Below are 23,813 nucleotides of genomic sequence, written 5' to 3' on the forward strand. Positions count from 1 at the left end.
CGCGGCAGGATGGGACCCATGTGCGGACGCTACGCCACCTCCCGCGCGCGGCAGGAGCTGCTGGACGAGTTCCAGGTGCAGCTCGACGCGGTAGACGGGGACATCCAGGCCGACTACAACGTCGCCCCCACCAAGCAGGTCCCGGTCGTGCTCGACCGGCGGCCGAGGGACGAGCCCGACGAGGCGCCCGCGGTGCGCCAGTTGCGCACGGTGCGGTGGGGGCTCGTGCCGTCCTGGGCCAAGGACCTGTCCATCGGATCGCGCATGATCAACGCGCGGGTCGAGACGGTGCACGAGAAGCCGTCCTACCGCCGGGCGTTCGCCAGGCGCCGGTGCCTGCTGCCCGCCGACGGCTACTTCGAGTGGTACACGCTCCAGGACCAGGGCGACGGGGCCGACCCGGCCGAGGGTGAGAAGAAGGCGAAGAAGAAGGCGCGGAAACAGCCGTACTTCATCCGTCCGAAGGACGGCGCGGTCATGGCGATGGCGGGCCTGTACGAGTTGTGGAAGTCGCCCGAGGACGAGTGGGTGTGGACCTGCACCGTCATCACCACGAACGCGCCGGACGACCTCGGCCGCATCCACGACAGGATGCCGATGGTCGTCGAACCGGACCGGTGGGACGCCTGGCTCGACCCTTCGCTCACCGACACCGAGCAGGTGCGCGGCCTCCTCGTTCCCGCGATGGCCGGGACAATGGACGCCTATCCCGTGTCGAAGGCCGTCAACAGCGTGCGGAACAACGGCCCGGAGCTTATAGAACCGGCAAATTCCGGGGATGGTTCCGGCGACCATTCCGAGGGGCTGTTCTGACACGGGGGCCGATCCGGCCGGTTCGGCGCCATTCCCCTCGGAGACGGCCCCGGCCGCGGCAATTCAGCCGCGGCCTGAGTGACGGCGCCATCGCGTGGCCGTGTGACGGCACGACGGCGTGACGCGCCGGCTAGCGCAGCCGGGCGCTGGCCAGAAGGTGGATGCCGAGCGACTCGTCGGTCTGGCGTGCGCCCATCTCCGTGCGGACGAGGCGCTGCAGCGCCCGCGGGGACTCGCCGAGGACGTGCTCGACGGTCGAGGGGGACAGCACCGTGCGCGGCCGTATCCACTCGACCTCCAGGCCGGCGTCGGCGAGCAGTTCGCGGAGCTGGTGGGAGGAGAACGAGCGGGTGATCGTGCCGTCCGGCCACGGGACGAGGACGACCTCGGCGCTCGGGACGTCCGACAGGTGCGCCCAGTAGTTGCGCTCGGCCAGCAGCGCCATGCCGAGGGTGAGGGAGTCGACGCACAGCAGGACCCGGCCGCCGGGGCGCAGCACGCGGGCGATCTCGGTGATCGTGGCCTCGGTGGCGAGGTGCCGCGACAGCACGCGGTTCTCGGCGACCACGGCGTCCACGCAGCCGTCGGCGAGGTAGGACAGGGTGCCGGAGTCGGCGACCAGCGGGACCGTCGGGGCGGTCCGCCCCGCGCCGCCGGGGCGCCCCTGCGCCGGACGGCCCCGGCGTTCGGGGTCGCGGACCTCCAGCACCGTGTGGCCCGCCGCGGCGGCGCGGGCGGCGCTGTGTCCCTGGCCTCCCGAGATGTCGAGCACGCGGGACGGCCTGCGCGGCAGCCACCGGGTGAGCTGGGCGTCCGCCACCGCCTCGTAGAAGGTCCAGTAGCGCGCCAGGGAGTCCCCTGACCCGTCACCGGAGGTGTCCCGCAGACTGGCGATGGTGGGCTCGGAAGGTCGCGCCGAAGGCACCGAGTGCACCAATTGCTCCTGTTCTAGCCGTGTATGTCACATCTTTCCCCGTCCGGGGCCGGTCATCACCCTGAGTGAGGGACGGGAACCGGCGACCCGGCTGCGGCGCGCCCGCCCCCACCCGGGAATCGGCGGGGGCGTTCCGGTGTTGCACCCTCTCACAGAGCAGCGAAAGCGGAGGTGCGAGCCGGATGACCACAGCCGTCGCCGATCAGAAGCGGACAGCGGGTACGGCGGCGCCCCGCGGCGACGCGCGGGCCCCCGCCCGCGTCGGCGGGCCGCGCGGACCGATATCGTCTGTGGGGTCGATATCGTCTGAGGGGTACGGCGCCGCCCGGCCGGTCAAGGCCACGGGCGCCAGAGCCGAGGGGGTGGGTCAGGTACCGGGCACCGCGGAGACCGTGGAGCAGCGCCAGGAGCGCTTCCAGCGCGACGTGCTCCCGTTCTTGGACCAGCTGTATTCGGCCGCGCTGCGCATGACGCGCAACCCGGCCGACGCCGAGGACCTCGTCCAGGAGACGTTCGCCAAGGCGTTCGCGTCCTTCCACCAGTTCAAGGAGGGGACGAACCTCAAGGCCTGGCTGTACCGCATCCTGACCAACACGTTCATCAACTCCTACCGCAAGCGGCAGCGCCAGCCGCAGCAGGCGGCGACCGACGACATCGAGGACTGGCAGATCGCGCGTGCCGAGTCGCACACGTCGAGCGGTCTGAAGTCGGCCGAGGCCGAGGCGCTGGAGCACCTGCCCGACTCCGACGTCAAGCGGGCGCTCCAGGAGCTGCCGGAGGAGTTCCGCATCGCCGTCTACCTCGCCGACGTCGAGGGGTTCGCCTACAAGGAGATCGCCGAGATCATGGGCACGCCCATCGGCACGGTGATGTCCCGGTTGCACCGGGGCCGGCGCCAGCTGCGCGGCATGCTTGAGGACTACGCCGACGAGCGCGGGCTCACCCGCGCGAGCAGGGGGTCGACATGAGCTGCGGCAACCACCACGACACGCCCTGCGACGAGGTGCTCGCCCGCGTGTACACCTACCTCGACGGCGAGCTCGACCAGGGCGGCTGCGGCGAGGTGCGCCAGCACCTCGACGAGTGCGGGCCGTGCCTGCGCGAGTACGGCCTCGAAGAGGCCGTCAAGAAGCTCGTGAACAAGTCGTGCGGGTGCGAGCAGGCCCCGACCGACCTGCGCGCCAAGGTGCTCGGCCGCATCGAGGAGATCTGCGGCGAGATCCAGGCCTCCGGGGCCGCCGAGGTCCCGGCGTCCGGCGGCGCCGGAAAGCCGGAGAGCGCCTGACCACCGGTATCTTTCCGGTGTGCTGACACTCGTCACCGGCGCGGCCGGATTCATCGGGTCCCATCTCGTCGACAGGCTCCTCGCGGACGGCCACGAGGTCGTGGGCGTGGACGACATGTCATCGGGCGCGAACGCCCGGCCCGGGGTCGAGCTGTGGGAGATGGACGTCGCCGACCCGGCGCTCGCCGAGCGGGCGGCCGTCCGGCGCCCCGAGGTGGTCTTCCATCTCGCCGCGCAGGTGAGCGTGCGGGTCAGCGTGGGCGACCCGCTGGGCGACGCCCGCACCAACGTCGTCGGGACCGCCAACGTCCTGGAGGCCGCGCGGGCGGCGGGCGCGCGCAAGGTCGTGTTCACCTCCAGCTGCGCCGTGTACGGGGTGCCTGACGCGCTGCCCGTCCCGCCGGACGCCGAGCTGCGCCCCGCGTCGCCGTACGCGGCCTCGAAGGTCGCCGGCGAGGTGTACGCCGGGATGTACCGGCAGCTGCACGGCATCGACTTCACCACGCTGACGCTGGCGAACGTCTACGGGCCGCGGCAGACGCCGGAGGGCGAGGCCGGGGTCGTCTCGATCTTCACGGACGCGCTGCTGGCGGGCCGTCCGACCAGGGTCTTCGGTGACGGCGCCCAGACCCGCGACTACGTCTACGTGGGGGACGTGGTCGACGCGTACGCCCGGGCCGGGGGAGAGGCGGGCGGAGGGCTGCGCCTCAACGTGGGCACCGGCCTGCAGACGACCGACCGCGAGCTGCACTCGCTCGTCGCCGAGGCGGCGGGGGCGCCGGACGACCCGGAGTTCGCGCCGTCCAGGCTGGGCGACCTGCCCGCGATGTCGGTCGACCCGGGCCGGACGCGGGAGGCGCTCGGCTGGGAGCCCGCGGTGGGACTGCCCGAAGGGCTTGCGAAGACGGTCGCCTGGGCACGGGAACGGAACCACGTGCGCGGCTGATTGGTCCCCTCTTCTTTCACCTTCGGGCCCTCGTTCGCCGACCTTTAGTGAATTACTTCGGTGCATTTGCGGATGCACGTGCATTCAGGTCGTGCAGCGGGTTTGTGCAGCGGGTTTGTGCAGGCCGGATAGCGCGGCGATGATTGGATTTTCAACCAGGACAATTGATCACCTAAGGTGACGATTGGTTCACGCTTTGCTCACGTTTTCCTGCACGCCTGTGTGACCTGGGCAGTCCGCGTTAGGCTTATGCCGAAACAAGTGACGGAGCGCGTGCACTCCGAGGAATTCGGGGTACGTGCTCGCCCGGGAGACCTGGACCGCTGAGGTCCCGGTGGCCGGCCGCGAGGCCGGCCGGCCCGGCTCGGCTGGGGGGAGGCAAGGAGCCATGCTCAAGCGCGTGAGACCGCATGGACACGGGCGGCGCCCGAGCGTCCCGTCGTCGTCGTCGCTGATGATGACCAAGGGCGTGTCCTGGGTCTAGGTGCCGGCAGGCACATGTGAGCCCGGTGGCGGCCTGCCAACTCGTCACTCCCCGAGGGGCGGCAATGCGTGGACTACCTCTCGCTGCCTGGGCGTACGTCTGCGGTGTGGTCGCGCTGGCGGCGGGCCTCATCGCGACGTCGTCCTTCACGGATATCGACTGGACGAAACTCGCCGTCCTGGCGCTGCTGTTCCTGGTCTGCGACTCGGCGCCCGCGCGGCTGAACATCACGCGGGCCCGGGTGTCGCTGAGCTTCGCCGCGAGCCTGGCGTCGGTGGTGCTGCTCGGCCCGGTCGGCGCCGCGCTGCTCGGCCTCTGCGCGCTGGTCACCGGGCAGCGGATCTTCGCCCCGGTCAAGCGGCTCTTCAACGGCGCGCAGTTCGCGCTCAGCGGCTTCATGGCCGGGACGGTGTTCAACCTCCTGGACGGCGACCGGTTCCACCCCGAGAAGGCCCGCTGGGTCGAGAACGTCATCGGGCCGTTCCTCGGCGCGCTGGTCGCCTTCGTCCTGGTGAACCTGATGCTGATGGCCGGGGTGCTGCTGCTCAGCCGGCAGGCCGCGCCGCGCGAGCTCCTGCGCGAGAGCGGCCAGCTCGCGGTCGGCTGCCTCGGCTACGGCATGGTCGGCCTGCTGATCGCCGGGCTGTGGCCGCGGGTCGGGCCGTTCGCGGCGATCCTCGTCCTGCTCCCGCTGTTCATCGCCCGCTGGGCCATGGACCAGGCGTACGCGCAGCAGCAGGCGCACGCCGCGACGCTCGCCGCGCTGTGCCAGGCGGTCGAGACCAAGGACTTCTACACCCGCGGCCACTCCGAGCGCGTCTCCCGCGGCTCCGTGATGATCGCCCAGGAGATCGGGATGCGCGCGGACCGGGTCGAGGCCATCCGGTACGCGGGGATGCTGCACGACGTCGGCAAGCTCGGCGTCCCGACCAAGGTGCTGCAGAAGTCCGGCTCGCTCACCGAGGAGGAGTTCGCCGCGATCCAGCTGCACCCGATGCGCGGGCTGGAGATCGTCCGCGAGATCGGCTTCCTGGACGAGGCGCTCGCCGGCATCATGCACCACCACGAGAAGATGGACGGGCGCGGCTACCCGATGGGCCTCGCGGGCGACGAGATCCCCGAGTTCGCCCGGGTCATCTCCGTCGCCGACGCGTTCGACTCGATGACCTCGACCCGCTCCTACCGGGCCGCCCGCACCAAGGACGAGGCCGTCGAGGAGCTGCGCCGCGGGATGGGCGGCCACTTCGACCCCGCGATCGTGGAGGCGTTCCTGCGGGCGCTCGAACGGGAGGGCTGGGAGCCGCCGCGGCCGGTCGTGCTGCCCGACGACGACGTCGTCGAGACCACCCAGCAGGACCACGACGACCCGAGCACGCCGCTGCGCGTCGCCGGCGGCGACGGGGTGCGGCAGTGACGGGGCGCCGGTGAGCGGGGAGGCGCGCGCCCGCGACCGGGCCGCGTGGCAGACCATCGACTCCGGCCAGCTCCTGCTGATCGCCACCGCCGGGCTGTTCGTGATCGTCGCCATCGCCGAGGTCGGCTCCGTCGGGCTCCGCCAGCCCGACGTGGCGATCATCTTCGGCGTGCTGATCGCGCTGGGCGAGCTGTTCCGCATGGTGATGCCGGGCAACCGGGAGGTCGCGCCGATCGCCAGCGCCGGCGCGATGGGGTACGCGCTGCTGGTCGGCGTCGGCCCCGAGGGCGCCCCGCCGGACGCGCCGCTCGGCGTCGTGGCCGCCGGGCACTCCGCGCTCCAGGTCGTCGCGGTCACCGCCGCCGGGATGCTGGTCGGCTCGCTGCCGCACATCGCGGTGGGCCGGTCGCCGCGGCCCGACGCGATGGCGCGGCGGCTGTTCACGGTCGCGGTCGTCGCGCTGTGCTTCCGGCCGCTGCTGTCCCTGCACCTGCCGTGGCAGCTGCTGCTGGCCGTCATGTGCCTCGTGGTGGTGCTGTCCTGCTTCACCGACATGCTGATCGCCGCGATGATCCGCGCGGAGGCGGTGCGGGCGCGGTTCGGCATCGCGCTGCGCGACGAGATCGACGCGAAGATGGCGCTGTGCGCCGCGACCAGCGCGACCGCCATGCTCATCGCGGTCTCCACGACGGCGATGGGCGAGGCCGCGCTGCTGATCTTCACGGTGCCGATCCTGGTGACGCAGTTCGCGTTCCGCCGCTACGCCGGGATCCGCGCCACCTACCTGCAGACCGTCCGGGCGCTGTCGCGCGTCACCGAGGTCGGCGGCTACGTGGAGGCGGGGCACTCGCACCGGGTGTCCAAGCTCGCGGTGGCGATGGGGCGCGAGCTCGGGATGTCGGAGGAGGAGCTGCTCGAACTGGAGTACGCCGCCCTCATGCACGACATCGGGCAGCTGTCGCTCGGCGACCCGATCCCGGGCGGCGCGACGGTGCTGGCGTCCCCGGCCGAGCAGCGCCGCATCGCCGAGCTCGGCGCCGAGGTGATCAAGCAGACCGGGGTCCTGGACCGGGTCGCGCACATCGTCCAGCTGTCGTCCCACCCCTACCGGACGGGACGCGAGCCGTCCGGCGACTCCGAGGAGCGGCCGCTGCCGCCGCCGCTCGCGGGCCGCATCATCAAGGTCGCCAACGCCTACGACGACCTGGTCGGCGACTCCGCCGACCGCGACCGGGGCGCCGCCGTGCTGGAGAGGCTGCGGCTCGACTCGGCCTCCGAGTACGACCCGACGGTGGTGGAGGCGCTCAGCCGGGTCGTGGACCGGGGGCCCCGGCAGTAGAGCCCGTGGGCCGCCGCCACGGCGAGGGTGACGGCGGCGGCCGCCGTCCAGAGCAGCAGGGTGCCGAGGTGCTGGTCCTCCAGCGGTGACGCGCCCCAGCGGCGACCGAGGTGCTCGTACCAGCCGCCGAGGAGGGTGCCGTCCCGCGTGAGGGCGGTCCCGGCGATGGCGTGGAGCGGCAGGAGGGCGAACGGCATCGGCGTCCCGGTCGTGCCGTGGAAGTAGGCGAGCCCGGCGGCCAGGAAGACGGCCAGCGCCAGCGAGTGCAGGGCGTGGTTGCCGAGGGAGGCCCCGAACAGCGGCGACCCGTAGAACGCGTAGAGGCTGAGCATGAGCAGCGCCGACGCGGCGGCCGGGTCGGTGAGCACCCGGACTCCCCGGCTCCCGGCAGCGGCGGCGAGCAGCGCCCCGCCCTCACCGCGCACCGCCTCCAGGGCCAGCCGGAGAGGCGCCCCGTACAGCAGCAGCACCGGCGCCACCAGGCCGATCAGAACGTGCTGGACGGCATGGGCGCTGAACAGGACCATGCTGTACCGGGAGATCCCGCCGCAGGAGGCGAGCAGCACGACGAGAAGCCCGGCGGCCCAGGACAGGCTCCGCCGGGCCGGCCAGCCGCGGACCCGCGCGACGCCCGTCCCGTACAGGACGGCACCGCCGATCACGAGCACGAGGAACAGCGGGTCGATCCACCAGTCGAGCAGGAGCCGCCCGGCCCCGGCGGGACCGGGCAGCGGGAACCCGAGCCGCAGCGCGACGACGTCCAGCGTGCCCGGTGCGACCTCCGGCGGCGGCGTGCGGGACAGCCCTGCCGCGAGGGCCGTCGTGGCCGCCATCACGAGGATCTCGACCGCGCCGAGCCGCAGGAAGGGCCGCGCGCCCCTCCCGCCGCCGAGGGCGGGCAGGGTGGCGCGGCGGTGCCACCAGCCGATCGCGCCGAGGACGGCGAGCGCGGCGGCCTTCGCGACGACCAGCGCCCCGTACCGCGACCCGAGGTGGAGCCCGCCGAGCCGCACCCACGCGTTGACGGCGCCGCTGGCGCCGACGACGGCGAACGACACCAGCGCCAGCCGGCTGTAGCGCTCGGCGACGCGGGGGAGCCGGTCGCCGACGGCGGGGGCGAGGGTGACGAGGGCGACCAGGCCGCCGGTCCACAGCGCGACGCCCGCGATGTGGGCGACGAGGCCGTAGACGGCGAGGGCGTGGTTCGCGCCGCTCGCGGCGTGCCCGGTGAACAGCGGCGGCAGCATCCCCGCGAGCGCGCCCGCCAGCGGGTATCCGGCCCCGTGGGCGGCGTGCGGGAGGCTCGCCGCGACCGACACGGCGACCGCGGCGGCGAGGACGAGGAACAGGGCCCGCCCCTGCGGCAGCTCGACGAGGAACGTCCGCATCATGTCGCCGGTGACCTTGGTGACGCCCACCCCGAACAGGTCCAGGACGGTGCACACGATCAGCGCCAGCGTGCACGCCGCCCAGGCCGCCGCACTGAGCGAGGCGGCGCGCAGGCACCTTCGCGCGGCGGGCGTGCCGGGCACGAACACGGCCGCGGCCAGCAGCCACCCGACCGTCAGGACGGCGGCGACGTCGCCGCCGAGCCGCGCCGTCACCAGTCCGGTCTTGGCCAGTGCCCCCGCGTGGGAGAGCCCCGGCGCCGCGGTCTCGCTGAACGCGCCGCCGAACCGCACGACGAGCGCGAGGACGACCAGCGCGAGCGCCGCCGCCCCGATCGCGAGCATCGCCAGGTCCGTCCTGGCCTCTTCCCGCCGTTCCTCATTTCCCGTCGCCGCCGCTTCGTGTGTCACCACGGCCGCAAATACGCACGCATACAAGCAAAAGGTTCATTAATGTATCGGCCACACCGAATTCCGGGGGAGCGAGATGAGCGCCTCAGACCAGGGCAACAGCTATCTGGACAAAGTCGTCGCGCAGCAGGCGGTGCTGGAGGACGACCTGAAGGCGAGGCGCTCTCCGCCGCCGCCTCCCGGCGCGGTCGGCGCGGCCCCGGCGCCGGGGCCGCTGGCCAAGCGCGACCGCGCGCTCGGCGGCGCGGCGCCCGCCGACCGTCCCGGGCCGGGGCCCGTGGACGTGCGGATCAGCGGGTTCTGGCGGTGGAAGAACGTGCTCGTCCCGCCGAACGCGTTCGTGGTGCACACCCGGCGCGGGCGGGCCGAGCCGCTGCACATCGGCCTCGGTGTGTCGTTCCGGTTCAACCCGTCCACCGACTCCTTCCTCGTGGTGCCGGGCGCGACGCAGACCATCCTGATCAACGCGTACTGCATCTGCCGGGAGCTGCAGGGCGTGCTCGTCCAGGGCTACGTCCAGTGGATCATCCAGGACTTCGGCACCGCCTACCGCAAGCTCGACTTCGGCGGCGACGACCCGATGCGGCTGGTGAACCTCCAGCTCCGCGAGCAGGCCGAGGCGGCGATCAAGGACAAGGTCGCCACGATGGGGGTGCGCGACGTCCTCAGCGACAAGCAGCCGATCATCGAGGAGCTGACGGCCCGGCTGCGCGCGGTCGCCGAGGGCGAGGACAACAGCGACCAGGGGCTCGGCCTGCGGATCGTCACGGTGCAGATCAAGGAGGCCGTGGTCAGCTCGTCGCGGCTCTGGGAGAACCTGCAGAAGCCCTACCGGGCCGAGCAGGGGCAGATCGCGCGGCTGGCGGAGCTGGAGGCGGAGGAGGCCGTCGCGCAGCGGGAGATGGCCGCCGCGCGGATCAAGGAGACGCAGCGGCTGGAGCACGAGCGCGAGCTCGCCGAGCTGCGCGCCCGCAACGAGTCGCAGCTGTTCGACACCGAGGCGGCCGAGAAGCTGCGCCGCACCCGGCGCGAGCACGACGACTCGCGCGAGTTCGCCGAGCTCCAGACCGAGACCACGCGGCACGCGCTGCGGATGGAGCGCGAGCGGCACGAGGAGGAGGCCGAGACGGGGCGGCTGCGCATCGAGCGCGACCACGAGCTCGCCCGGCTGCGCACCGAGGGCGAGCTGGCCCTCGCCGACCTGCGGGCGCGGTCGCGGCACGAGCAGGCGCTGCTCGACCTGGAGCGGGACGCCGCCCGCGCCGCGCTGGAGAACGAGCGGACGCCCGCGGCCGTCCAGGCGCGGCTCATCGCCTCGCTGCCGGAGATCATGGCCAGGCTGCCCAAGCCGGACGAGCTGCGCGCCGTCACCGTGGGCGGCGCCGACCAGACCGGCGTCGCCGGCCTGGTCACGCAGCTCGCCGCCGTCATCGGCGCGCTGCGCGCCGCTACGGAAGGGCCTGGTCCGGAGGGAAGGTGACCGGGAGGGCGGTGAGGGCCCGGTGGAACGGGCCCGGCCGCCATTCCAGGTGCTCCACGGGGACGGCCAGCTCCACGTCCGGCAGCCGGTCGAGGAGCTTCTCGATCGCGACGGACGCGATGAGCCGGGAGTGGCCCCTGGCCGGGCAGCTGTGCGGGCCGCCCGCGTAGGACAGGTGGGCGCGGTTGCCGCGGCGGTCGGCGATGCTCCGGGACGGGTCGGTGTTCGCGGCGGCGTAGCTGATCAGGATCGGCTGGTGGGCGGGCAGCCGGTACCCGTGGAAGTCGACGTCCTGGCGGGGGAAGATCGACGCGTAGTTGGCGATCGGGGGGTCGGTCCAGAGGATCTCGTCGAGCGCGTCCTCGACGGGCAGGGCGCCGCCGGACAGGTCGCCGCCGAACCGGTCGTCGGAGAGCAGCAGCAGGATGCCGTTGGCGATGATGTTCTGCTCCGGCTGGGTTCCGGCCCCCATCAGCAGGATGACCTGGTGGATCGTCTCCAGGTCGTCGAGCCCGGCGGGGTGGCTCAGCATCCAGGACGTCACGTCCGCGCCCGGGTTGGCGCGCTTGTACGCGACCAGCTCGCCGGCCGCCTCGCCGAGCAGCGCGTTGCCCTCCTCGGCGGAGACGGTGTCGAAAATGGCGGTCATGCCGCGCAGGAGCTTGTCGCCGATCTCGGGCGTGCAGCCGAGGATCTCGTTGAACACCAGCAGCGGCAGCGTGCGGGCGTACTGGCCGAGGATGTCGGCCTTGCCGTCGCCGCTGAAACGGTCGATGAGGGTGTCGGCGCTGCGCTCGACGTTCTCGCGCAGCGACACCGGGTCGACCCGGTCCAGGCTGTCGACGATCACCGACCGCAGGCGGGCGTGCACGGCGCCGTTGGTGAACAGCGCGTTGGGCCGCGACATCATCATCGGCAGCACCGGGCACTCGGGGCCGACCGCCTCCTCCCACACCTCGCTGCAGCGCGGGAACGTGGCCGGGTCGCGCAGGATCTCCAGGGCGGCGTCGTAGCCGAGGACGAGCGTCGCCGGCACGTCCGGTGCCAGCTCGACGGGCGCGAGGTCGCCGTGCTCGCGCATCCGGGCGTAGGCGCCTTTCGGGTCCTTGGCGAACTCCGGCCCGTGCAGCGGGACGCGCCCGGTCGCGGTGCGGTGGATGGTCATGGCTGCTCCCCGTCCAGGGTGAGGAGGTGGTCGACGAGCGAGATGAGCGCCTCGGTGGACGAGACGCGGTCGCGGGCGTCGCAGCTGACGAGCGGCGTCGCCGGCGTGAGGTCGAGGGCCTCGCGCACCTCGGCCTCGGGGAACCGCGGCGCGCCCTCGAAGTGGTTGACGGCGACCGCGTACGGCAGGCCCTGCTTCTCCACGATGTCCATGACGGCGAACGACTCCTGGAGGCGGGCGGTGTCCACCAGGATCAGCGCGCCGAGGGCGCCGCGCGCGAGGTCGTCCCACAGCCGGGTGAAGCGCTGCTGCCCCGGCGCGCCGAACAGGTACAGCACGAGGTCGTCGCTGAGGGTGAGGCGGCCGAAGTCCATCGCGACGGTCGTGGTCGTCTTGTCCTTGATGCCGGCGAGGTCGTCCACGGCCGCCCCGGCCTGCGTCATCCGCTCCTCGGTGCGCAGGGGGCGGATCTCCGAGAGCGTTCCGACGTAGGTGGTCTTGCCGACCGCGAAGTGCCCCACGATGAGGATCTTGACGGCGGTCCGGACGCTCTCGCGCAGGTAGGGGGTCTCAGAGGCGAGCGCGGAGTCCATCGAGCACCTCCTGAAGGAGCCGGGCCTTGGACTGCTGGGCGGTGGGAGGGGCGGCCCGGGTGGTGAGGTGCCCGCTGTCGACGAGATCGGACAGCAGCACCTTGGTGAGCCCGACGGGCAGGCTCAGATGGCCGGAGATCTCGACCACCGACAGCGCGCCGCCGCGGCACAGCTCGACGATGCGGGCCTTTTCCGGGGACAGGCCGGTGCGGGGCAGGTCGCCGGTCGCGGTCACGAGGGTGACGAGGTCGAACACGTTGCGGGTGGGGTGGGCCCGCCCGCCGGTGACGACGTGCGGGCGGACCAGGGCCCGCCTGCTGCGGCGCGGGGTCATGCGGGACGGCCGGCGCCCGGCCGCGGCGGGGTGGTCAACTCCTTGCCCAGCCGCTGCACGAGTTCCTGGAGCCGGAACGAGACGGTCTCCATGTCGACGTGCTGGGTCGCCGACACCGCCAGGTATGCGCCCGGACCTGCGGCGACGAGGAAGACGTACCCGTCGTCGAACTCGTTGACGGTCTGCCGCCAGGTCGTGCCGGAGTCCCCGCAGAACTCGGCGGTGCTGCGGGCGAGCGACTGCAGGCCCGCCATTCCCGCGGCCTGCCGCTCCGCCTCGTCCCGGTTGATCCGCTCGGAGTGCGCCATGAGCAGCCCGTCGGCCGACAGCAGGATCGCGTAGCGGGTCTCCGGCATCCGCAGCGCGTCGTCCAGCATCCAGCCGAGCCGGTTCGTACCGTCGTCCATCGCGCCGTTCCATCCCTCGTTCATGGCCGCAGGTCCTTGCTCTCGATGCCGGGGCCCCCGCCGTCGGACGGCGTCGAAGCGCGGCCGGACCGCGTCCCGCGCTGCCAGGCGCCGAGGCCCGCGGCGGTCTCCCGGGCCGGCCTGAGCGGGGGCGGCGCCCCCGGTTCCGGCGCGGCGGGCGGCTCTTGTTCCCCGGCGGGGCGCTCGGCGACCGCGACGCGGGTGCGTTTCGGCAGCCCGCCGGGGGTGGCGGGGACGTCGGTCCGGGCGGCGGGCGCGGGGCCCTGACCGGCCGCGGCGTCCCGCCCGGCCGGGTCGGGCGCCCGCTCGCCCGGGAGGTCGGTGAGCAGCGCGGACGGCACGAACACGACGGCCCGCACGCCGCCGTAGGGGGAGCGGGTGTCGACCGACACCCGGAAGCCGTACCGCGCGGCGAGGACGCCCGCCACCGCGAACCCGACGCGGGGCGGGTCGCCGAGCCGGTGGATGTCGACCGACGCGTCGCCGGACAGCAGGTCGGCGGCGCGCTGGAGCTCCTCGGCGTCCATCGCGACCCCGGCATCGTCGATCATGATGGCGACGCCGTTGTGGGTGGACTGGAAGTTGACCTCGACGGTGGTGTCGGGGCGCGAGTGCCGCGCCGCGTTGTCCAGCAGCTCGGCCAGCGTCAGCACGATCGGCTCCACGGCCCGGCTGGTCACCGCGGTGTTCACCGGCCCCTGGATGTTGACCCGCAGGTAGTCGCGGATGCGGGAGGTCGCGCCGCGCACCACGTCGCTCATCGACGACGCCGAGCGCTGCTGGCCCGGCCACGACCCGCACAGCACCGCGGTGGCCTGGGCGCGCCGCCCGAGCTGGGCGTTCATGTGGTCGACGCGGAGCAGGCCCTCCAGCACGTCCGGGTCGTCGTGGCGCTCCTGCATGTCGGAGATGGCGAGCTGCTGCTCGTTGGCGAGGCTCTGCACGGCGCGCATCATCGCCCGAAGCGTCGACTTGGCCGACAGGTCGGCCCGCTCCCGGACGCGCGCCGCGGACCCGGCGAACAGCTCGGTGACGGTCCGCAGCGCCTGCCCGTAGGCGGGCGCCTCGCGGTCCAGGTCGTGCAGCGGGCCGGCGACGCGCACGCCGGGGTTGTGCAGGGACTCCATGAGCTCGGGCAGCCGGACGTCCGCGAGGTGCCGAAGCTCCTTCTCGCGCAGGTCGAGCCCGCGGGCCAGGACGGCGTTCTGCGCGCGCAGGTCGGCCGTCTCCCGCCGCTGGCGTGCCAGCAGGGCGGCGGCCGCGATGCCGGCGCCCGCCACGACGACGAGCGCCGCAGCCAAGAGGAATAGCTCCATCAGATCCTCGGTGCAGGGGTCTTCGGCGAGGTGGGCCCGGTCCGGTGTCGGCGACACCCGGCGGACCGCCTCATGGCTGGTGGGGGCGGCGCGGATACGCCGCAGTTTCGGCACCGTAGGACGGGTGCGCGGGGGCGCGCTTGTGCTCGCGCGCAGAGAACTTGCCGCCGGGCGCATCGCAAGATCACCCATCGTCTGAATCACGTTACTTTCCGATGGATTTGCCTGTTTCGCTGGTGGCGCCGGTACTACGCTCGCCCGAAGGTGATCTAGGACGGCGGGCGGAGGGGCCTCGGGTGGACGATGTGCTCGGCGGGCCGACCGGGACGTCCGGCGCCGAGTACCGGCTCGGGCTGTACCCGTCCGACCGGGCGGAGTACGACCGCGCCCCCGGGCAGACGGGCGACCGGGGCTACCGGTTCCTTCTCCCGCTGCACGGCGAGATGCTCATGGTGCAGGACGGCCGCGAGGCGCGGCTGCGCCCGGGCACCGGCGGCCTCATCGCGCCCGCGGCGCCGTTCCGTGTCCTCCAGCCCCGCCCGGCCCGCGTCCTCGTCATGACGATCCCGGCCCGCGAGATGGACGGCCGGCTGTGCGGCCCGGTGCCCGCGGCGACCGGCCTGGACCTGTCCGCCGGCCTCGGCCGCGTCGTCGCCGATATGGTGCGGGCCGTCGGGGAGGAGCGGCGCAGCCTCACCGGCCCGCAGTTCGACGCCGCCTGCGACAGGATCACCGAGCTGCTGTGCCTGCTGCTCGCCGGGGACGAGCGCCCGCCCGCGCCCGGCCACCTCGCCGAGGTGGAGGCGGTCGTGCGCCGCTACGTCCGCGAGCACGCCACCGACCCCGGGCTCACCGGCGCCGCGATGGCGCAGGACCTCGGCTGGTCGCTGCGGCAGGTGCAGCTCGCGTTGCAGCGCGCCGGGACCACGCCCCGCGAGTTGATCCGCGAGGAGCGGCTCCGGCTCGTCCGCGACCGGCTGCGCAACCCCCTCGACCGGAACGTCACCATCACCGACCTCGCGCACGCCACCGGGTTCTCCTCGGCCAGCGCGCTTAGCCACGCGTTCCGGCAGCGCTTCGGCGTCAGCCCGCGCGAGCTGCGCCGGCACGGCGCCGCTCGCTGACCGGCACGGATTTCCGGTCCGCCCGGGCCGATCCCGGGTTACGATGCGGCGGAGATCACCGGACGGGGCGTAGAGACGGTCAGGAGCGCGCCCGTGGACCTCGGCCCCCACCACCTCAGGATGATCGAGGCGATCGCCGCGACCGGCAGCATCAGCAAGGCCGCCGCGCGGCTCGGCCTCACCCAGCCCGCCGTCAGCACCATGCTGCGCCGGGTCGAGGGCCACCTCGGCGTGCAGCTGTTCGTCCGCTCCCCGGAGGGCGTCACGCCGACGCCGGTCGGCGCCGAGGTCGCCACCCGCGCCCGGGCCGCGCTGGCGGGCATCGACGACCTGAACGCCGCGCTCGCGCACCGGATCAGCGAGCCCGCCGCCATACCGCTGCTGCGGATCGGGGTGCAGGCGTGCCCGGCGCTCACCCTGCTCGGCGACCATCTCGGCTCGCTGTCCCCGGAGTCGCGGCTGCACCTGCGCGTCGACCCCGGGGGCGGGCGCATCCCCGCGCTGCTCGGCTCCGGCACCCTCGACATCGGGCTGTTCCAGGAGCCGGTCGACCATCCGCCGCGGCCGCGCGACGGCCTGGAGCGGCTCGTGCTGGTCGAGTGCGAGCCGGCGCTCGTCGGGATGTCCTCCTCCAGCCCCCTCGCCGCCGGCCCGACCGTCGACCTGGCCGACCTCGCCGACCACGACTGGATCGACGATCCGCTCGACGACGGCCCGTGGCCCGCCTACCTGCGCGGCGTGTGCGCCGAGGCGGGGTTCCGGCCCCGGGTCAGGTACTGGGCGACGGACTGGCAGATCTCGGCCTCGCTCATCCGGTCGGGGCGCGCCGTCGGCATCTACCAGCCGACCGCGGCCCCCCGCGCCGGGGTCGCGTTCCGCCGGATCACCGGCGACCCGCTCGGCCAGCGGGTCGTCCTGATGTGGCGGCCCGGGGCCGAGCGGGCGGCGGAACGGCTGCGCGGCGTCTTCGACGAGGTCTACCTGGACCTCGTCCGGGCCCAACCCGCCTACGGCGACTGGTGGGACGGGCATCCCGAGGCGCACCCGGCGCTGCCCGTCCCCGCCGGCCCGGCGGCGGGCGCGGGGACGGGCGCCGGTGCGGGTCCCGGGGAGAGGGGCGGTTCCCGGAACCCGCGGGAGGGCGGCTAGCAGCCGCCCTGGCGGCGGCGCCGCACGAGGGCGACACCCGCGGCGGTCACCGCTCCGCCCGCGCCCAGTGCCAGCAGAGCGGGCGCCGGGCCCCTGTCCGGCGCCGGATCGCCGGTGCCGGTCGCGGGCGAGTACCCGCCGAGCTTCCCGGACCGCTGGTAGGCGGTGCCCGGGAGTTTGTCGGCGTACCGGGAGCGGACGAGCCTCCGGTACGCCGCCACCGTGACGCCGGACCTGCCGACCGACGACGCGGCGGTGCCGTTGAGCGCGGTGACGCGGCCGTCCTTCAGCCGGTACCACGCGTGGATCTGCGGCTCGGTGAACACGGTGCCGCCCTGCGCCCGCGCCGGGTAGACCGCCTCCTCCGAGCCGGAGATGACGTTCATGACCTGCCAGCCCGCGCCCGTCCTGGTCAGCCACACCGTCGCGTGCTGCCCGCTCGCCGACACGGCGCCGACCGCCATGTAGGCGAAGGTCGCGACGGGAGCTCCGCCGTCGCCCTTCACGAACGCGGGGTTCAGCGAGTGGACGCGCTGGACGGACCCTTCGAGGCGCGGGGCCTTGGCCTGCGCGGCGGCCTTCGGCACGGCCTGGTCCACCAGCTGCCCGCGCCGGTGCTGGTCGAGGTGGACGAAGAACGCGCCGAGCCGCTGCAGCGCGGCGGGGGACGCGGCGGCCTTCGCGGCGGCCGCCTCGTCGGAGGGCGGTCCGGCGGCCAGCGCCGCGGTGCCGCCCATCAGGACCGTTCCGCCGATGAGGGCTCCGGTCGCGAGTCTCGCGGTCGCGCGCATGTCAGCCTCCGATCCTGGACAGGGCCTGGCCCCAGCGGAACTGGTAGTTGCTGACGTAGCTGCTGTACGCCATCTCCCCGTACCGGGGACTGGAGGGCCACGGGTCTCCGTAGGAGACCGTCTGGCCGGAGTAGCCGTAGATGACCTGGGCGTGGCCGCCGCCGGCCGTCCAGTAGATGCCGGTGAGGATCGGCCGCTGCCCGTTGATCTCGGTGGTGACCGCCTGGTACGACAGGGGTCCGCTGACCTGGCCGGGGGACACGCCGAGCGCCTGGAACGCGCGCTGGTCGTACTCCAGGTAGCCGGCCTGGTTCGGGCAGGCGCTGCCGCGGGGGTAGCCGCGCCCGAGGGCGCAGAAGTCGTTCTGGCTGACGTTGCCCTTGCCGAAGAACTTGGCGATCGTCAGGCCGCTGGCGACCCAGCACCACTGGTCCTGCTGCTGCACCTGCTGCGTGATCGGCAGGTCCTGCGCCGAGGCGACGCCGGTGGACGCCGTGAGGGCGGCGGCCGCCGCCCCCGCGAGTCCGGCCGCGAGCCGCCGGCGTGCCCGGGCGGGTCGGGTACGCGTTCTCATGCACTTCCGCCTTTTCTCCCGGCGAGGCCGCACCGCCTCTCGCGAGGGAGCCGAGCGATTCCCGTCCGGCGCCGGGGGAGTGTCCGGGCGGGGAGGCCGCGAGAGGCCGAATGAACGTCATAAAAGTCTCATTCGCGGCCTTAACCCGGTAATGCCAGCAGGTCATAACAAACCGGAATGACCCCGGTGAACTCGGCTTTTATCCCTGGCGGCGCGCCTAGGCGCGGGCGGCGAGCGGTCCGGGGCGGTTCTCCGGCTCCGGCTCCGGATCCGCGGACGGGAGGGCGACGGTGACGGTGAGGCCGCCTTCCCGGCGGGGCACGGCGGTCACGGTGCCGTTGTGGGCGCGGACGATGGACTGGACGATGGAGAGGCCGAGACCGGCCCCCTTGGCGGTGACGAGGCGGTCGCCGTCGAGCCGGCGGAAGGGCTCGAAGAGCGCGGGGATCTCGTAGGGCGGGACGGCGGGGCCGGAGTTGGCGACCTCCAGGACGGCGCGGCCGTTCTCGGTCCGGCAGGAGACGGAGACCCACCCGGAGTCGGTGTTGTGGCGCAGGCCGTTCTCCAGCAGGTTCTGTACGACGCGTTCCAGCAGGAGGGCGTCGCCCGCCGTCATGGCCTCGGCGGCGTCGGTCTCGACGGCGATGCCGGAGCCGCCCGCCTCCAGCGCCGTCTGGGCGGCGACGTGGGCGACGACGTCCGCGAGGTCCACCGGCGCCCGGGTGGTGATCTCGTTCTCGGAGCGGGCCAGCAGCAGCAGGCCGGTGATGAGGCGCTCGTGCCGCGCGTTGATCTGCAGGAGGGTCTCGCCGAGCTGCCGGACGTCCGGGGACGCCGACTCGCGGTGCATCGCCACCTCGACCAGCGCGCGGCCGAGGGTGAGCGGGGTGCGCAGCTCGTGGGAGGCGCTCGCGACGAAGCGGCGCTGGCCGTCGAAGGAGCGGTCGAGGCGGTCGACCATCGCGTCGAAGGTGTCGGCGAGCTCCTTGACCTCGTCGTGGGGGCCCCGCAGCGCGATGCGCTCGTGCAGGCCGCGGTCGGCGGCGGGGGAGCCGGCGATGCGGCGGGCGGTCTCGGTGACGCGGTGCAGCGGGGACAGCGCCCGGCCCGCGATGAGCCAGCCGAAGCCCGCCGCGGCGCCCCCGACCACCAGCAGCGCGATCGACCCCTGGGTGACCAGGGAGGTGACGGCGGCGTCGTGCAGTTCTTCGCGCCGATCGCGCATCCAGCGGTCGGCGTCGGCCATCGCCCTCGCCTCCCGCGCCGCCTCCTGCGCGCTCCCGGCGGGCGGGGCGGTGCCGGGCGCCGGGTCCAGGCGGGTCGCCAGCACCTTCGTGCCGGACCGCGACAGCTGCTGGTCGAACAGGGCGTAGGTCGCGCCGAGCAGGACCACCCCGGCGACGAGGAACAGGCCGCCGTAGGTGAGGGTGAGCCGGGCGCGCAGCGACAACCTCATGGGATCCGGTACCCCGCTCCCTTGACGGTCTCGACGACGGGCGGGTCGGCGAGCTTGCGGCGCAGTTTGAGGACGGTCAGGCGGACGGCGCCGGTGAAAGGGTCGGCGTGCTCGTCCCACGCCTTCTCCAGAAGCTGCTCGGAGGACACGACGGCGCCCTCGGCGCGCAGCAGCTCGGCCAGGACGGCGAACTCCTTGCGGGCGAGCGGCACGTAGCGCCCGTCCCGGAACACCTCGCGGCGCGCCGGGTCCAGGGTGATGCCGGCGCGGTGCAGCGTCGGCGGCGCGGCCGGGCGGCAGCGGCGCCCGAGCGCGTGGACGCGGGCGGCGAGCTCGGGGAACGCGAACGGCTTGGTCAGGTAGTCGTCGGCGCCGAGGCCGAGCCCGTCGACGCGGTCGGTGACCTCCGCGGCGGCGGTGAGCATCAGGACCCGGGCCGCGCCCCCGCCCCGGACGATCTCGCGGCACACCTCGTCGCCGTGGACGAGGGGCAGGTCGCGGTCCAGCACGACCACGTCGTAGTCGTTGACGGTGAGCCGCTCCAGGGCGGCCGCGCCGTCGTGGGCCAGGTCGACGGCGTGCGCGTCGTCGCGCAGCCATTCGGCGATCGCGTCGGCCAGGAGCCGCTCGTCCTCTGCCACCAGCACTCTCATGAAGCCTCCTCCGAACGCCGATGGTGCCCGAGGCGGTGTTTCGTTTCCGTTAGTGATCGTCTCCCGGCGCGCGGTGCCGGGAATTCGCGAGGGCGGAAACACCGGAGAAACGCTTCGCCGGGTTGCATCCTCCTCGCCGGCCGGAACCGCTCCGGGCCGGAGACGAGGAGGAGACATGGGACTGCGGATCCTGGCCGTGCTGCCGCTCGCGCTGGCGCTGACCCTGACCGGGTGCGGCTCGGACGACAAGGGCGACGGTGTGGCCTCGGCCGGCAACGGCGGGCAGGGCGGCTCGACGCAGGGCGGCGGCGAGCAGCTCGGCCCGGACGAGCGCGGCGTCAAGTTCGCCCAGTGCATGCGCGAGCACGGCGTGGACATGGAGGACCCGAAGCCCGGCGGGGGAATCCGGATCCAGGCCAACGGCGACAAGGGCGCCATGGACAAGGCCATGGAGGCGTGCAGGCAGTACAACCCGATGGCCAACCGCACCGGTGCGCCCGATCCGAAGATGCAGGAGCGGGCGCGTGAGTTCGCCGCGTGCATGCGAAAGAACGGCGTGGAGAAGTTCCCGGACCCCGACCCGAACCAGCCCGGCATCCGGATCGACAAGGACACCGTCGGCGACGACCCGGACCTGAAGACCGCGCAGCAGGCGTGCGACAAGGTCTTGCAGGGCGGCAGGAAGTGATGGGGGAGACCACCGCGGAACGCGCGCCGGCGGAGCGGGAGACGCGGCGCCCCCGCCGCCGGCCGCGCCTGAAGATCGCCCTGGCCGCCGCCGCCGTCGTCGCGGCGGGCGGTGCCGCCACCGTGGCGGCGCTGCACGCCGACGGGGACAAGGGCGGGGGGAGGAGCGCGAACCTGCCGCCCGGCACAGCGAAGGTGACCAGGCAGACGCTGAACGACACCCAGACCGAGGACGGGCGGCTCGGCTACGGCCCGACCCTGACGGCGACGAGTCAGGGCAGGGGAACGATCACCTGGCTGCCCGGGAGCGGGGACGAGATCACCCGCGGCCGCCGGCTGTTCGAGGTCGACGGCGACCCCGTCGTGCTGATGTACGGCTCCAAGCCGTCCTACCGGCCGCTGCGGATCGGCACCGAGGGCTCCGACGTGAAGCGGTTCGAGAAGAACCTCGGCGCGCTCGGCTACGGCGGCTTCACCGTGGACGACGAGTACACCTCGGACACCGCCGAGGCCGTCCTGGAATGGCAGGACGACATCGGCGTGCCGGAGACCGGGACCGTCGAGGTCGGACGGGTCGCGTTCGCGAACGGGCCCGTCCGGATCGAGGCCGTCTCGGCCGGCCCGGGCGAGCCCGCCGCGCCGGGCAAGAAGATCCTCGGTTACACCGGGACCACGCAGGCCGTCACGGTCGAGCTGGACACCGACGACCAGCGGTTGGCGAAGAAGGGCGCCCGGGTCGAGGTGACCCTGCCGGAGGGCCGGCCGGTCGCGGCCGAGATCGACGAGGTCACCACCGTGATCGAGCCGGGCGGGCAGGGCGAGGACCCGGAGACGAAGGTGGAGGTCACGATCTGGCTCGACTCCGCCGCGGCCAGGAAGGCCGCGGCCCGGTACGCGCTCGCCTCCGCCGACGTCCGGTTCACCGCGGGCAGGCGCGAGAACGTTCTGACGGTGCCGGTGTCCGCGCTGGTCGCGCTGCGGGAGGGCGGCTTCGGCGTGGAGGTCGTCAAGGGCGGGGCGCCGTCCTACGTCCCGGTCGAGACCGGGTTGTTCGCCGACGGGAAGGTCGAGGTCTCCGGCCCGGGGATCGCCGAGGGCGTGCTCGTGGGGGTGCCGAAATGATCACGCTGCGGGACGTCCGGAAGTCCTACCCGGGCGGCGTGCACGCGCTCGCCGGGGTGTCGCTGCACATCGACGAGGGGGAGCTCGTCGCGATCGTCGGCCCCTCCGGCTCCGGCAAGACGACCATGCTCAACATGCTCGGCACCCTGGACCGGCCCACCTCTGGGGAGATCCGCATCGACGGCCACGACGTGGGGCGGCTCTCGGACGCGCGGCTGTCGGCGCTGCGCGCCGGCCGCATCGGGTTCGTCTTCCAGCACTTCCATCTGGCGGCCGGGACCCGGGCGATCGACAACGTCGCGGACGGCCTGCTGTACTCCGGGCTGCGCCCGGCGGCGCGGCGGCGGCGGGCCGCGGCGGCGCTGGAGCGGGTCGGGCTCGGCCACCGGCTGGAGCACGAGCCGCACGAGCTGTCCGGCGGCGAGCGGCAGCGGGTCGCGATCGCGCGGGCGGTCGCCGGGGACCCCGCGCTGCTGCTCGCGGACGAGCCGACCGGCGCGCTGGACTCGGTGTCCGGCGACGGCGTGATGGCCCTGCTGCACGAGCTGCACGCCGCCGGCACCACCGTTGTGATCATCACGCACGACCGGGAGATCGCGGCGGCCCTGCCCCGCCGCGTCCGGATGCGCGACGGCCTGGTGGTGGAAGACTCGTCGGGGGAGGCGGCGGGTGACGACTCGACGGGGGACGGCTCGCGCCTGGCGGAGGCGGCGCGATGACGGCCGCGACGCTCCAGCCGGCCCGGCTGTGGCCGGGCGACGTGCTCAGGGTCGGCGCGGTCGGCCTGCGGACCCGGCCGATGCGGGCGTTCCTGTCCGCGCTCGGCATCGCGATCGGGATCGCCGCGATGGTCGCGGTCGTCGGGGTGTCCTCCTCCTCCCGCGCCGACCTCGACCGGGCCCTGTCGGCGCTCGGCACCAACCTGCTGACCGTCTCGCCCGGCAGCACCCTGACCGGCGACAAGGCGCAGCTGCCCCTGGAGTCGGAGGCCATGGTGGCCCGGATAGCCCCGGTTCGGGAGGTCTCGGCGGCCGGCCTGCTGGACGGGGTGAAGGTGTACCGGACGGGCAGGATTCCCGAGACGGAGACCAACGGGATCTCGGCGTACGCGGCCCGCACCGACCTGCGCGCCGCGACGGGGGCGAGACTGCGCAGCGGTGTGTGGCTGAACGCCGCGACCGGCGGCTTCCCCGCGACGGTCCTCGGCTCGACCGCCGCGCGGCGCCTCGGGATCGGGCACGCGGCCCCGGACGTCCAGGTGCTGGTCGGCGGCCGCTGGTTCACCGTGATCGGCATCCTGGAGCCGGCGGCACTGGCCCCCGAGCTCGACGGCGCCGCGCTGGTCGGCTGGCCCGCGGCGCAGTCCCGGCTCGGCTTCGACGGCCATCCGACGACGATCTACACCCGGTCGGCGGAGGCGAGCGTCGAGGACGTCCGGGACGTGCTGGGCGCGACCGCCAACCCGGAGGCGCCGAACGAGGTGGAGGTGTCGCGGCCGTCGGACGCCCTGGCGGCCAAGAAGGCGGCGGGCGAGGCGTTCACCGGGCTGCTGCTCGGCCTCGGCGCGGTCGCGCTGCTGGTCGGCGGCGTGGGGGTCGCCAACACCATGGTCATCTCGGTGCTGGAGCGGCGGTCGGAGATCGGGCTGCGCCGCTCCCTCGGCGCGACCCGCGGCCAGATCCGCACGCAGTTCCTCGCCGAGTCGCTGCTGCTGTCGGCGCTCGGCGGCCTCGGCGGCGCGGTCGTCGGCGCGCTCGTCACCGCCGTGTACGCCGTCTCCCAGGGATGGCCGGTCATCGTCCCCGCGTGGGCGGTGCTCGGCGGCGTCGCCGCGACGCTGCTCATCGGCGCGGTCGCCGGCCTGTACCCGGCGGTCCGGGCGTCCCGCCTCAGCCCCACCGAGGCGCTCGCCACCACCTGATCGGTA

The 23,813-nt window shown here is 73.8% G+C and carries 23 protein-coding genes and 1 pseudogene; 13 read left to right on the forward strand and 11 right to left on the reverse strand.

What is annotated here, in order from left to right:
* Positions 1 to 18: 18 nt before the first annotated feature.
* On the forward strand, positions 19 to 813 hold the full coding sequence (locus BKA00_RS36880; protein ID WP_185033006.1) for an SOS response-associated peptidase: 795 nt from the start codon (positions 19 to 21) through the stop codon (positions 811 to 813).
* A 130-nt stretch (positions 814 to 943) separates the two neighbouring features.
* Here the strand turns inward: BKA00_RS36880 and BKA00_RS36885 are convergent, their stop codons facing one another.
* Entirely contained in the window at positions 944 to 1,747 is an 804-nt protein-coding gene (locus tag BKA00_RS36885; protein WP_338072188.1) for a class I SAM-dependent methyltransferase, read from the reverse strand.
* 362 nt (positions 1,748 to 2,109) lie between these two features.
* On the opposite strand from BKA00_RS36885, the gene BKA00_RS36890 reads away from it, so the two are divergent.
* From BKA00_RS36890 to BKA00_RS39585, 5 genes are all read left to right on the forward strand, one after another.
* Complete coding sequence (locus BKA00_RS36890) at positions 2,110 to 2,715, forward strand: sigma-70 family RNA polymerase sigma factor (protein ID WP_173395830.1); 606 nt, start codon at positions 2,110 to 2,112, stop codon at positions 2,713 to 2,715.
* Positions 2,712 to 3,032: a mycothiol system anti-sigma-R factor gene (gene rsrA / locus BKA00_RS36895; protein ID WP_185033008.1), complete on the forward strand. Its 321-nt coding sequence runs from the start codon at positions 2,712 to 2,714 to the stop codon at positions 3,030 to 3,032. The genes BKA00_RS36890 and rsrA overlap by 4 nt, the downstream gene beginning before the upstream one ends.
* Positions 3,033 to 3,051: 19 nt before the next feature.
* Positions 3,052 to 3,978 (forward strand): NAD-dependent epimerase/dehydratase family protein, encoded by a 927-nt coding sequence (locus BKA00_RS36900; protein ID WP_185033010.1) that lies wholly within the window; start codon positions 3,052 to 3,054, stop codon positions 3,976 to 3,978.
* A 548-nt stretch (positions 3,979 to 4,526) separates the two neighbouring features.
* The gene (locus BKA00_RS36905; RefSeq protein WP_185033012.1) at positions 4,527 to 5,876 is read left to right on the forward strand and encodes an HD-GYP domain-containing protein; all 1,350 of its coding nucleotides are present in this window, start codon (positions 4,527 to 4,529) and stop codon (positions 5,874 to 5,876) included.
* A gap of 10 nt (positions 5,877 to 5,886) precedes the next feature.
* The gene (locus BKA00_RS39585) at positions 5,887 to 7,215 is read left to right on the forward strand and encodes an HD domain-containing protein (RefSeq protein ID WP_230298744.1); all 1,329 of its coding nucleotides are present in this window, start codon (positions 5,887 to 5,889) and stop codon (positions 7,213 to 7,215) included.
* Positions 7,216 to 7,232: 17 nt separating this feature from the next.
* Here the strand turns inward: BKA00_RS39585 and BKA00_RS39590 are convergent.
* A pseudogene (locus tag BKA00_RS39590) lies at positions 7,233 to 8,948 on the reverse strand (bifunctional copper resistance protein CopD/cytochrome c oxidase assembly protein); the annotation flags it as partial.
* 142 nt (positions 8,949 to 9,090) lie between these two features.
* Between BKA00_RS39590 and BKA00_RS36915 the strand changes: the two are divergent.
* A complete protein-coding gene (locus tag BKA00_RS36915) occupies positions 9,091 to 10,494 on the forward strand; it encodes an SPFH domain-containing protein (RefSeq protein WP_185033016.1) in 1,404 nt (467 codons plus the stop codon).
* Here BKA00_RS36915 and BKA00_RS36920 read toward each other — a convergent pair.
* From BKA00_RS36920 to BKA00_RS36940, 5 genes are read right to left on the reverse strand one after another with little or no spacing between them, the layout of a single operon-like run.
* The gene (locus tag BKA00_RS36920) at positions 10,463 to 11,659 is read right to left on the reverse strand and encodes a cytochrome P450 (RefSeq protein WP_185033018.1); all 1,197 of its coding nucleotides are present in this window, start codon (positions 11,657 to 11,659) and stop codon (positions 10,463 to 10,465) included. The genes BKA00_RS36915 and BKA00_RS36920 overlap by 32 nt on opposite strands.
* Positions 11,656 to 12,252 (reverse strand): GTP-binding protein, encoded by a 597-nt coding sequence (locus tag BKA00_RS36925; RefSeq protein ID WP_185033019.1) that lies wholly within the window; start codon positions 12,250 to 12,252, stop codon positions 11,656 to 11,658. The genes BKA00_RS36920 and BKA00_RS36925 overlap by 4 nt, the downstream gene beginning before the upstream one ends.
* A complete protein-coding gene (locus BKA00_RS36930; protein WP_185033021.1) occupies positions 12,230 to 12,586 on the reverse strand; it encodes a DUF742 domain-containing protein in 357 nt (118 codons plus the stop codon). The genes BKA00_RS36925 and BKA00_RS36930 overlap by 23 nt, the downstream gene beginning before the upstream one ends.
* A complete protein-coding gene (locus tag BKA00_RS36935; RefSeq protein ID WP_230298745.1) occupies positions 12,583 to 13,017 on the reverse strand; it encodes a roadblock/LC7 domain-containing protein in 435 nt (144 codons plus the stop codon). Before BKA00_RS36935 ends, BKA00_RS36930 begins: the two co-directional genes overlap by 4 nt.
* Positions 13,014 to 14,330, reverse strand: coding sequence for an ATP-binding protein (locus BKA00_RS36940; protein ID WP_185033023.1), 1,317 nt, complete (start codon positions 14,328 to 14,330; stop codon positions 13,014 to 13,016). The genes BKA00_RS36935 and BKA00_RS36940 overlap by 4 nt, the downstream gene beginning before the upstream one ends.
* Before the next feature lie 296 nt (positions 14,331 to 14,626).
* Between BKA00_RS36940 and BKA00_RS36945 the strand changes: the two genes are divergently transcribed.
* Both BKA00_RS36945 and BKA00_RS36950 read left to right on the forward strand, forming a co-directional pair.
* Positions 14,627 to 15,454: an AraC family transcriptional regulator gene (locus tag BKA00_RS36945; RefSeq protein WP_230298746.1), complete on the forward strand. Its 828-nt coding sequence runs from the start codon at positions 14,627 to 14,629 to the stop codon at positions 15,452 to 15,454.
* A 93-nt stretch (positions 15,455 to 15,547) separates the two neighbouring features.
* The gene (locus BKA00_RS36950; protein WP_185033027.1) at positions 15,548 to 16,603 is read left to right on the forward strand and encodes a LysR family transcriptional regulator; all 1,056 of its coding nucleotides are present in this window, start codon (positions 15,548 to 15,550) and stop codon (positions 16,601 to 16,603) included.
* On the opposite strand, the gene BKA00_RS36955 is transcribed toward BKA00_RS36950, so the two are convergent.
* From BKA00_RS36955 to BKA00_RS36970, 4 genes are all read right to left on the reverse strand, one after another.
* Complete coding sequence (locus BKA00_RS36955; RefSeq protein ID WP_185033030.1) at positions 16,600 to 17,394, reverse strand: hypothetical protein; 795 nt, start codon at positions 17,392 to 17,394, stop codon at positions 16,600 to 16,602. The two genes, BKA00_RS36950 and BKA00_RS36955, sit on opposite strands and share 4 nt — an antisense overlap.
* Position 17,395: 1 nt before the next feature.
* Entirely contained in the window at positions 17,396 to 17,968 is a 573-nt protein-coding gene (locus BKA00_RS36960) for a papain-like cysteine protease family protein (protein ID WP_185033032.1), read from the reverse strand.
* Between the two features lie 217 nt (positions 17,969 to 18,185).
* Positions 18,186 to 19,424: a HAMP domain-containing sensor histidine kinase gene (locus BKA00_RS36965; RefSeq protein WP_185033034.1), complete on the reverse strand. Its 1,239-nt coding sequence runs from the start codon at positions 19,422 to 19,424 to the stop codon at positions 18,186 to 18,188.
* Positions 19,421 to 20,077, reverse strand: a complete 657-nt coding sequence (locus BKA00_RS36970) for a response regulator transcription factor (RefSeq protein WP_185033036.1) — start codon at positions 20,075 to 20,077, stop codon at positions 19,421 to 19,423. Before BKA00_RS36970 ends, BKA00_RS36965 begins: the two co-directional genes overlap by 4 nt.
* Before the next feature lie 175 nt (positions 20,078 to 20,252).
* Here BKA00_RS36970 and BKA00_RS36975 point away from each other — a divergent pair, with 175 nt between their 5' ends.
* The 4 genes from BKA00_RS36975 to BKA00_RS36990 are packed head-to-tail and all read left to right on the forward strand — an operon-like array spanning position 20,253 to position 23,807.
* Positions 20,253 to 20,765: a hypothetical protein gene (locus tag BKA00_RS36975; RefSeq protein ID WP_185033038.1), complete on the forward strand. Its 513-nt coding sequence runs from the start codon at positions 20,253 to 20,255 to the stop codon at positions 20,763 to 20,765.
* A complete protein-coding gene (locus BKA00_RS36980) occupies positions 20,765 to 21,886 on the forward strand; it encodes a peptidoglycan-binding protein (RefSeq protein WP_185033048.1) in 1,122 nt (373 codons plus the stop codon). Before BKA00_RS36975 ends, BKA00_RS36980 begins: the two co-directional genes overlap by 1 nt.
* Positions 21,883 to 22,605, forward strand: coding sequence for an ABC transporter ATP-binding protein (locus BKA00_RS36985; RefSeq protein ID WP_185033050.1), 723 nt, complete (start codon positions 21,883 to 21,885; stop codon positions 22,603 to 22,605). Before BKA00_RS36980 ends, BKA00_RS36985 begins: the two co-directional genes overlap by 4 nt.
* Positions 22,602 to 23,807, forward strand: coding sequence for an ABC transporter permease (locus BKA00_RS36990; RefSeq protein ID WP_185033052.1), 1,206 nt, complete (start codon positions 22,602 to 22,604; stop codon positions 23,805 to 23,807). Before BKA00_RS36985 ends, BKA00_RS36990 begins: the two co-directional genes overlap by 4 nt.
* The last annotated feature ends 6 nt before the right edge of the window (positions 23,808 to 23,813 follow it).

The sequence above is a fragment of the Actinomadura coerulea genome (genome assembly GCF_014208105.1).
GTDB lineage: Bacteria > Actinomycetota > Actinomycetes > Streptosporangiales > Streptosporangiaceae > Spirillospora > Spirillospora coerulea.

Excerpts from the sequence above, each read along its gene's own strand:
- BKA00_RS36965 (WP_185033034.1), bottom strand. The coding sequence starts at position 19,424 with ATGAGGTTGTCGCTGCGCGCCCGGCTCACCCTCACCTACGGCGGCCTG.
- BKA00_RS36930 (WP_185033021.1), bottom strand. The coding sequence starts at position 12,586 with ATGACCCCGCGCCGCAGCAGGCGGGCCCTGGTCCGCCCGCACGTCGTC.
- BKA00_RS36955 (WP_185033030.1), bottom strand. The coding sequence starts at position 17,394 with ATGCGCGCGACCGCGAGACTCGCGACCGGAGCCCTCATCGGCGGAACG.
- rsrA (WP_185033008.1), top strand. The coding sequence starts at position 2,712 with ATGAGCTGCGGCAACCACCACGACACGCCCTGCGACGAGGTGCTCGCC.
- BKA00_RS36880 (WP_185033006.1), top strand. The coding sequence starts at position 19 with ATGTGCGGACGCTACGCCACCTCCCGCGCGCGGCAGGAGCTGCTGGAC.
- BKA00_RS36985 (WP_185033050.1), top strand. The coding sequence starts at position 21,883 with ATGATCACGCTGCGGGACGTCCGGAAGTCCTACCCGGGCGGCGTGCAC.
- BKA00_RS36905 (WP_185033012.1), top strand. The coding sequence starts at position 4,527 with ATGCGTGGACTACCTCTCGCTGCCTGGGCGTACGTCTGCGGTGTGGTC.
- BKA00_RS36935 (WP_230298745.1), bottom strand. The coding sequence starts at position 13,017 with ATGAACGAGGGATGGAACGGCGCGATGGACGACGGTACGAACCGGCTC.
- BKA00_RS36970 (WP_185033036.1), bottom strand. The coding sequence starts at position 20,077 with ATGAGAGTGCTGGTGGCAGAGGACGAGCGGCTCCTGGCCGACGCGATC.
- BKA00_RS36920 (WP_185033018.1), bottom strand. The coding sequence starts at position 11,659 with ATGACCATCCACCGCACCGCGACCGGGCGCGTCCCGCTGCACGGGCCG.
- BKA00_RS36960 (WP_185033032.1), bottom strand. The coding sequence starts at position 17,968 with ATGAGAACGCGTACCCGACCCGCCCGGGCACGCCGGCGGCTCGCGGCC.
- BKA00_RS36915 (WP_185033016.1), top strand. The coding sequence starts at position 9,091 with ATGAGCGCCTCAGACCAGGGCAACAGCTATCTGGACAAAGTCGTCGCG.
- BKA00_RS36990 (WP_185033052.1), top strand. The coding sequence starts at position 22,602 with ATGACGGCCGCGACGCTCCAGCCGGCCCGGCTGTGGCCGGGCGACGTG.
- BKA00_RS36980 (WP_185033048.1), top strand. The coding sequence starts at position 20,765 with ATGGGGGAGACCACCGCGGAACGCGCGCCGGCGGAGCGGGAGACGCGG.
- BKA00_RS36940 (WP_185033023.1), bottom strand. The coding sequence starts at position 14,330 with ATGGAGCTATTCCTCTTGGCTGCGGCGCTCGTCGTCGTGGCGGGCGCC.
- BKA00_RS36975 (WP_185033038.1), top strand. The coding sequence starts at position 20,253 with ATGGGACTGCGGATCCTGGCCGTGCTGCCGCTCGCGCTGGCGCTGACC.
- BKA00_RS36925 (WP_185033019.1), bottom strand. The coding sequence starts at position 12,252 with ATGGACTCCGCGCTCGCCTCTGAGACCCCCTACCTGCGCGAGAGCGTC.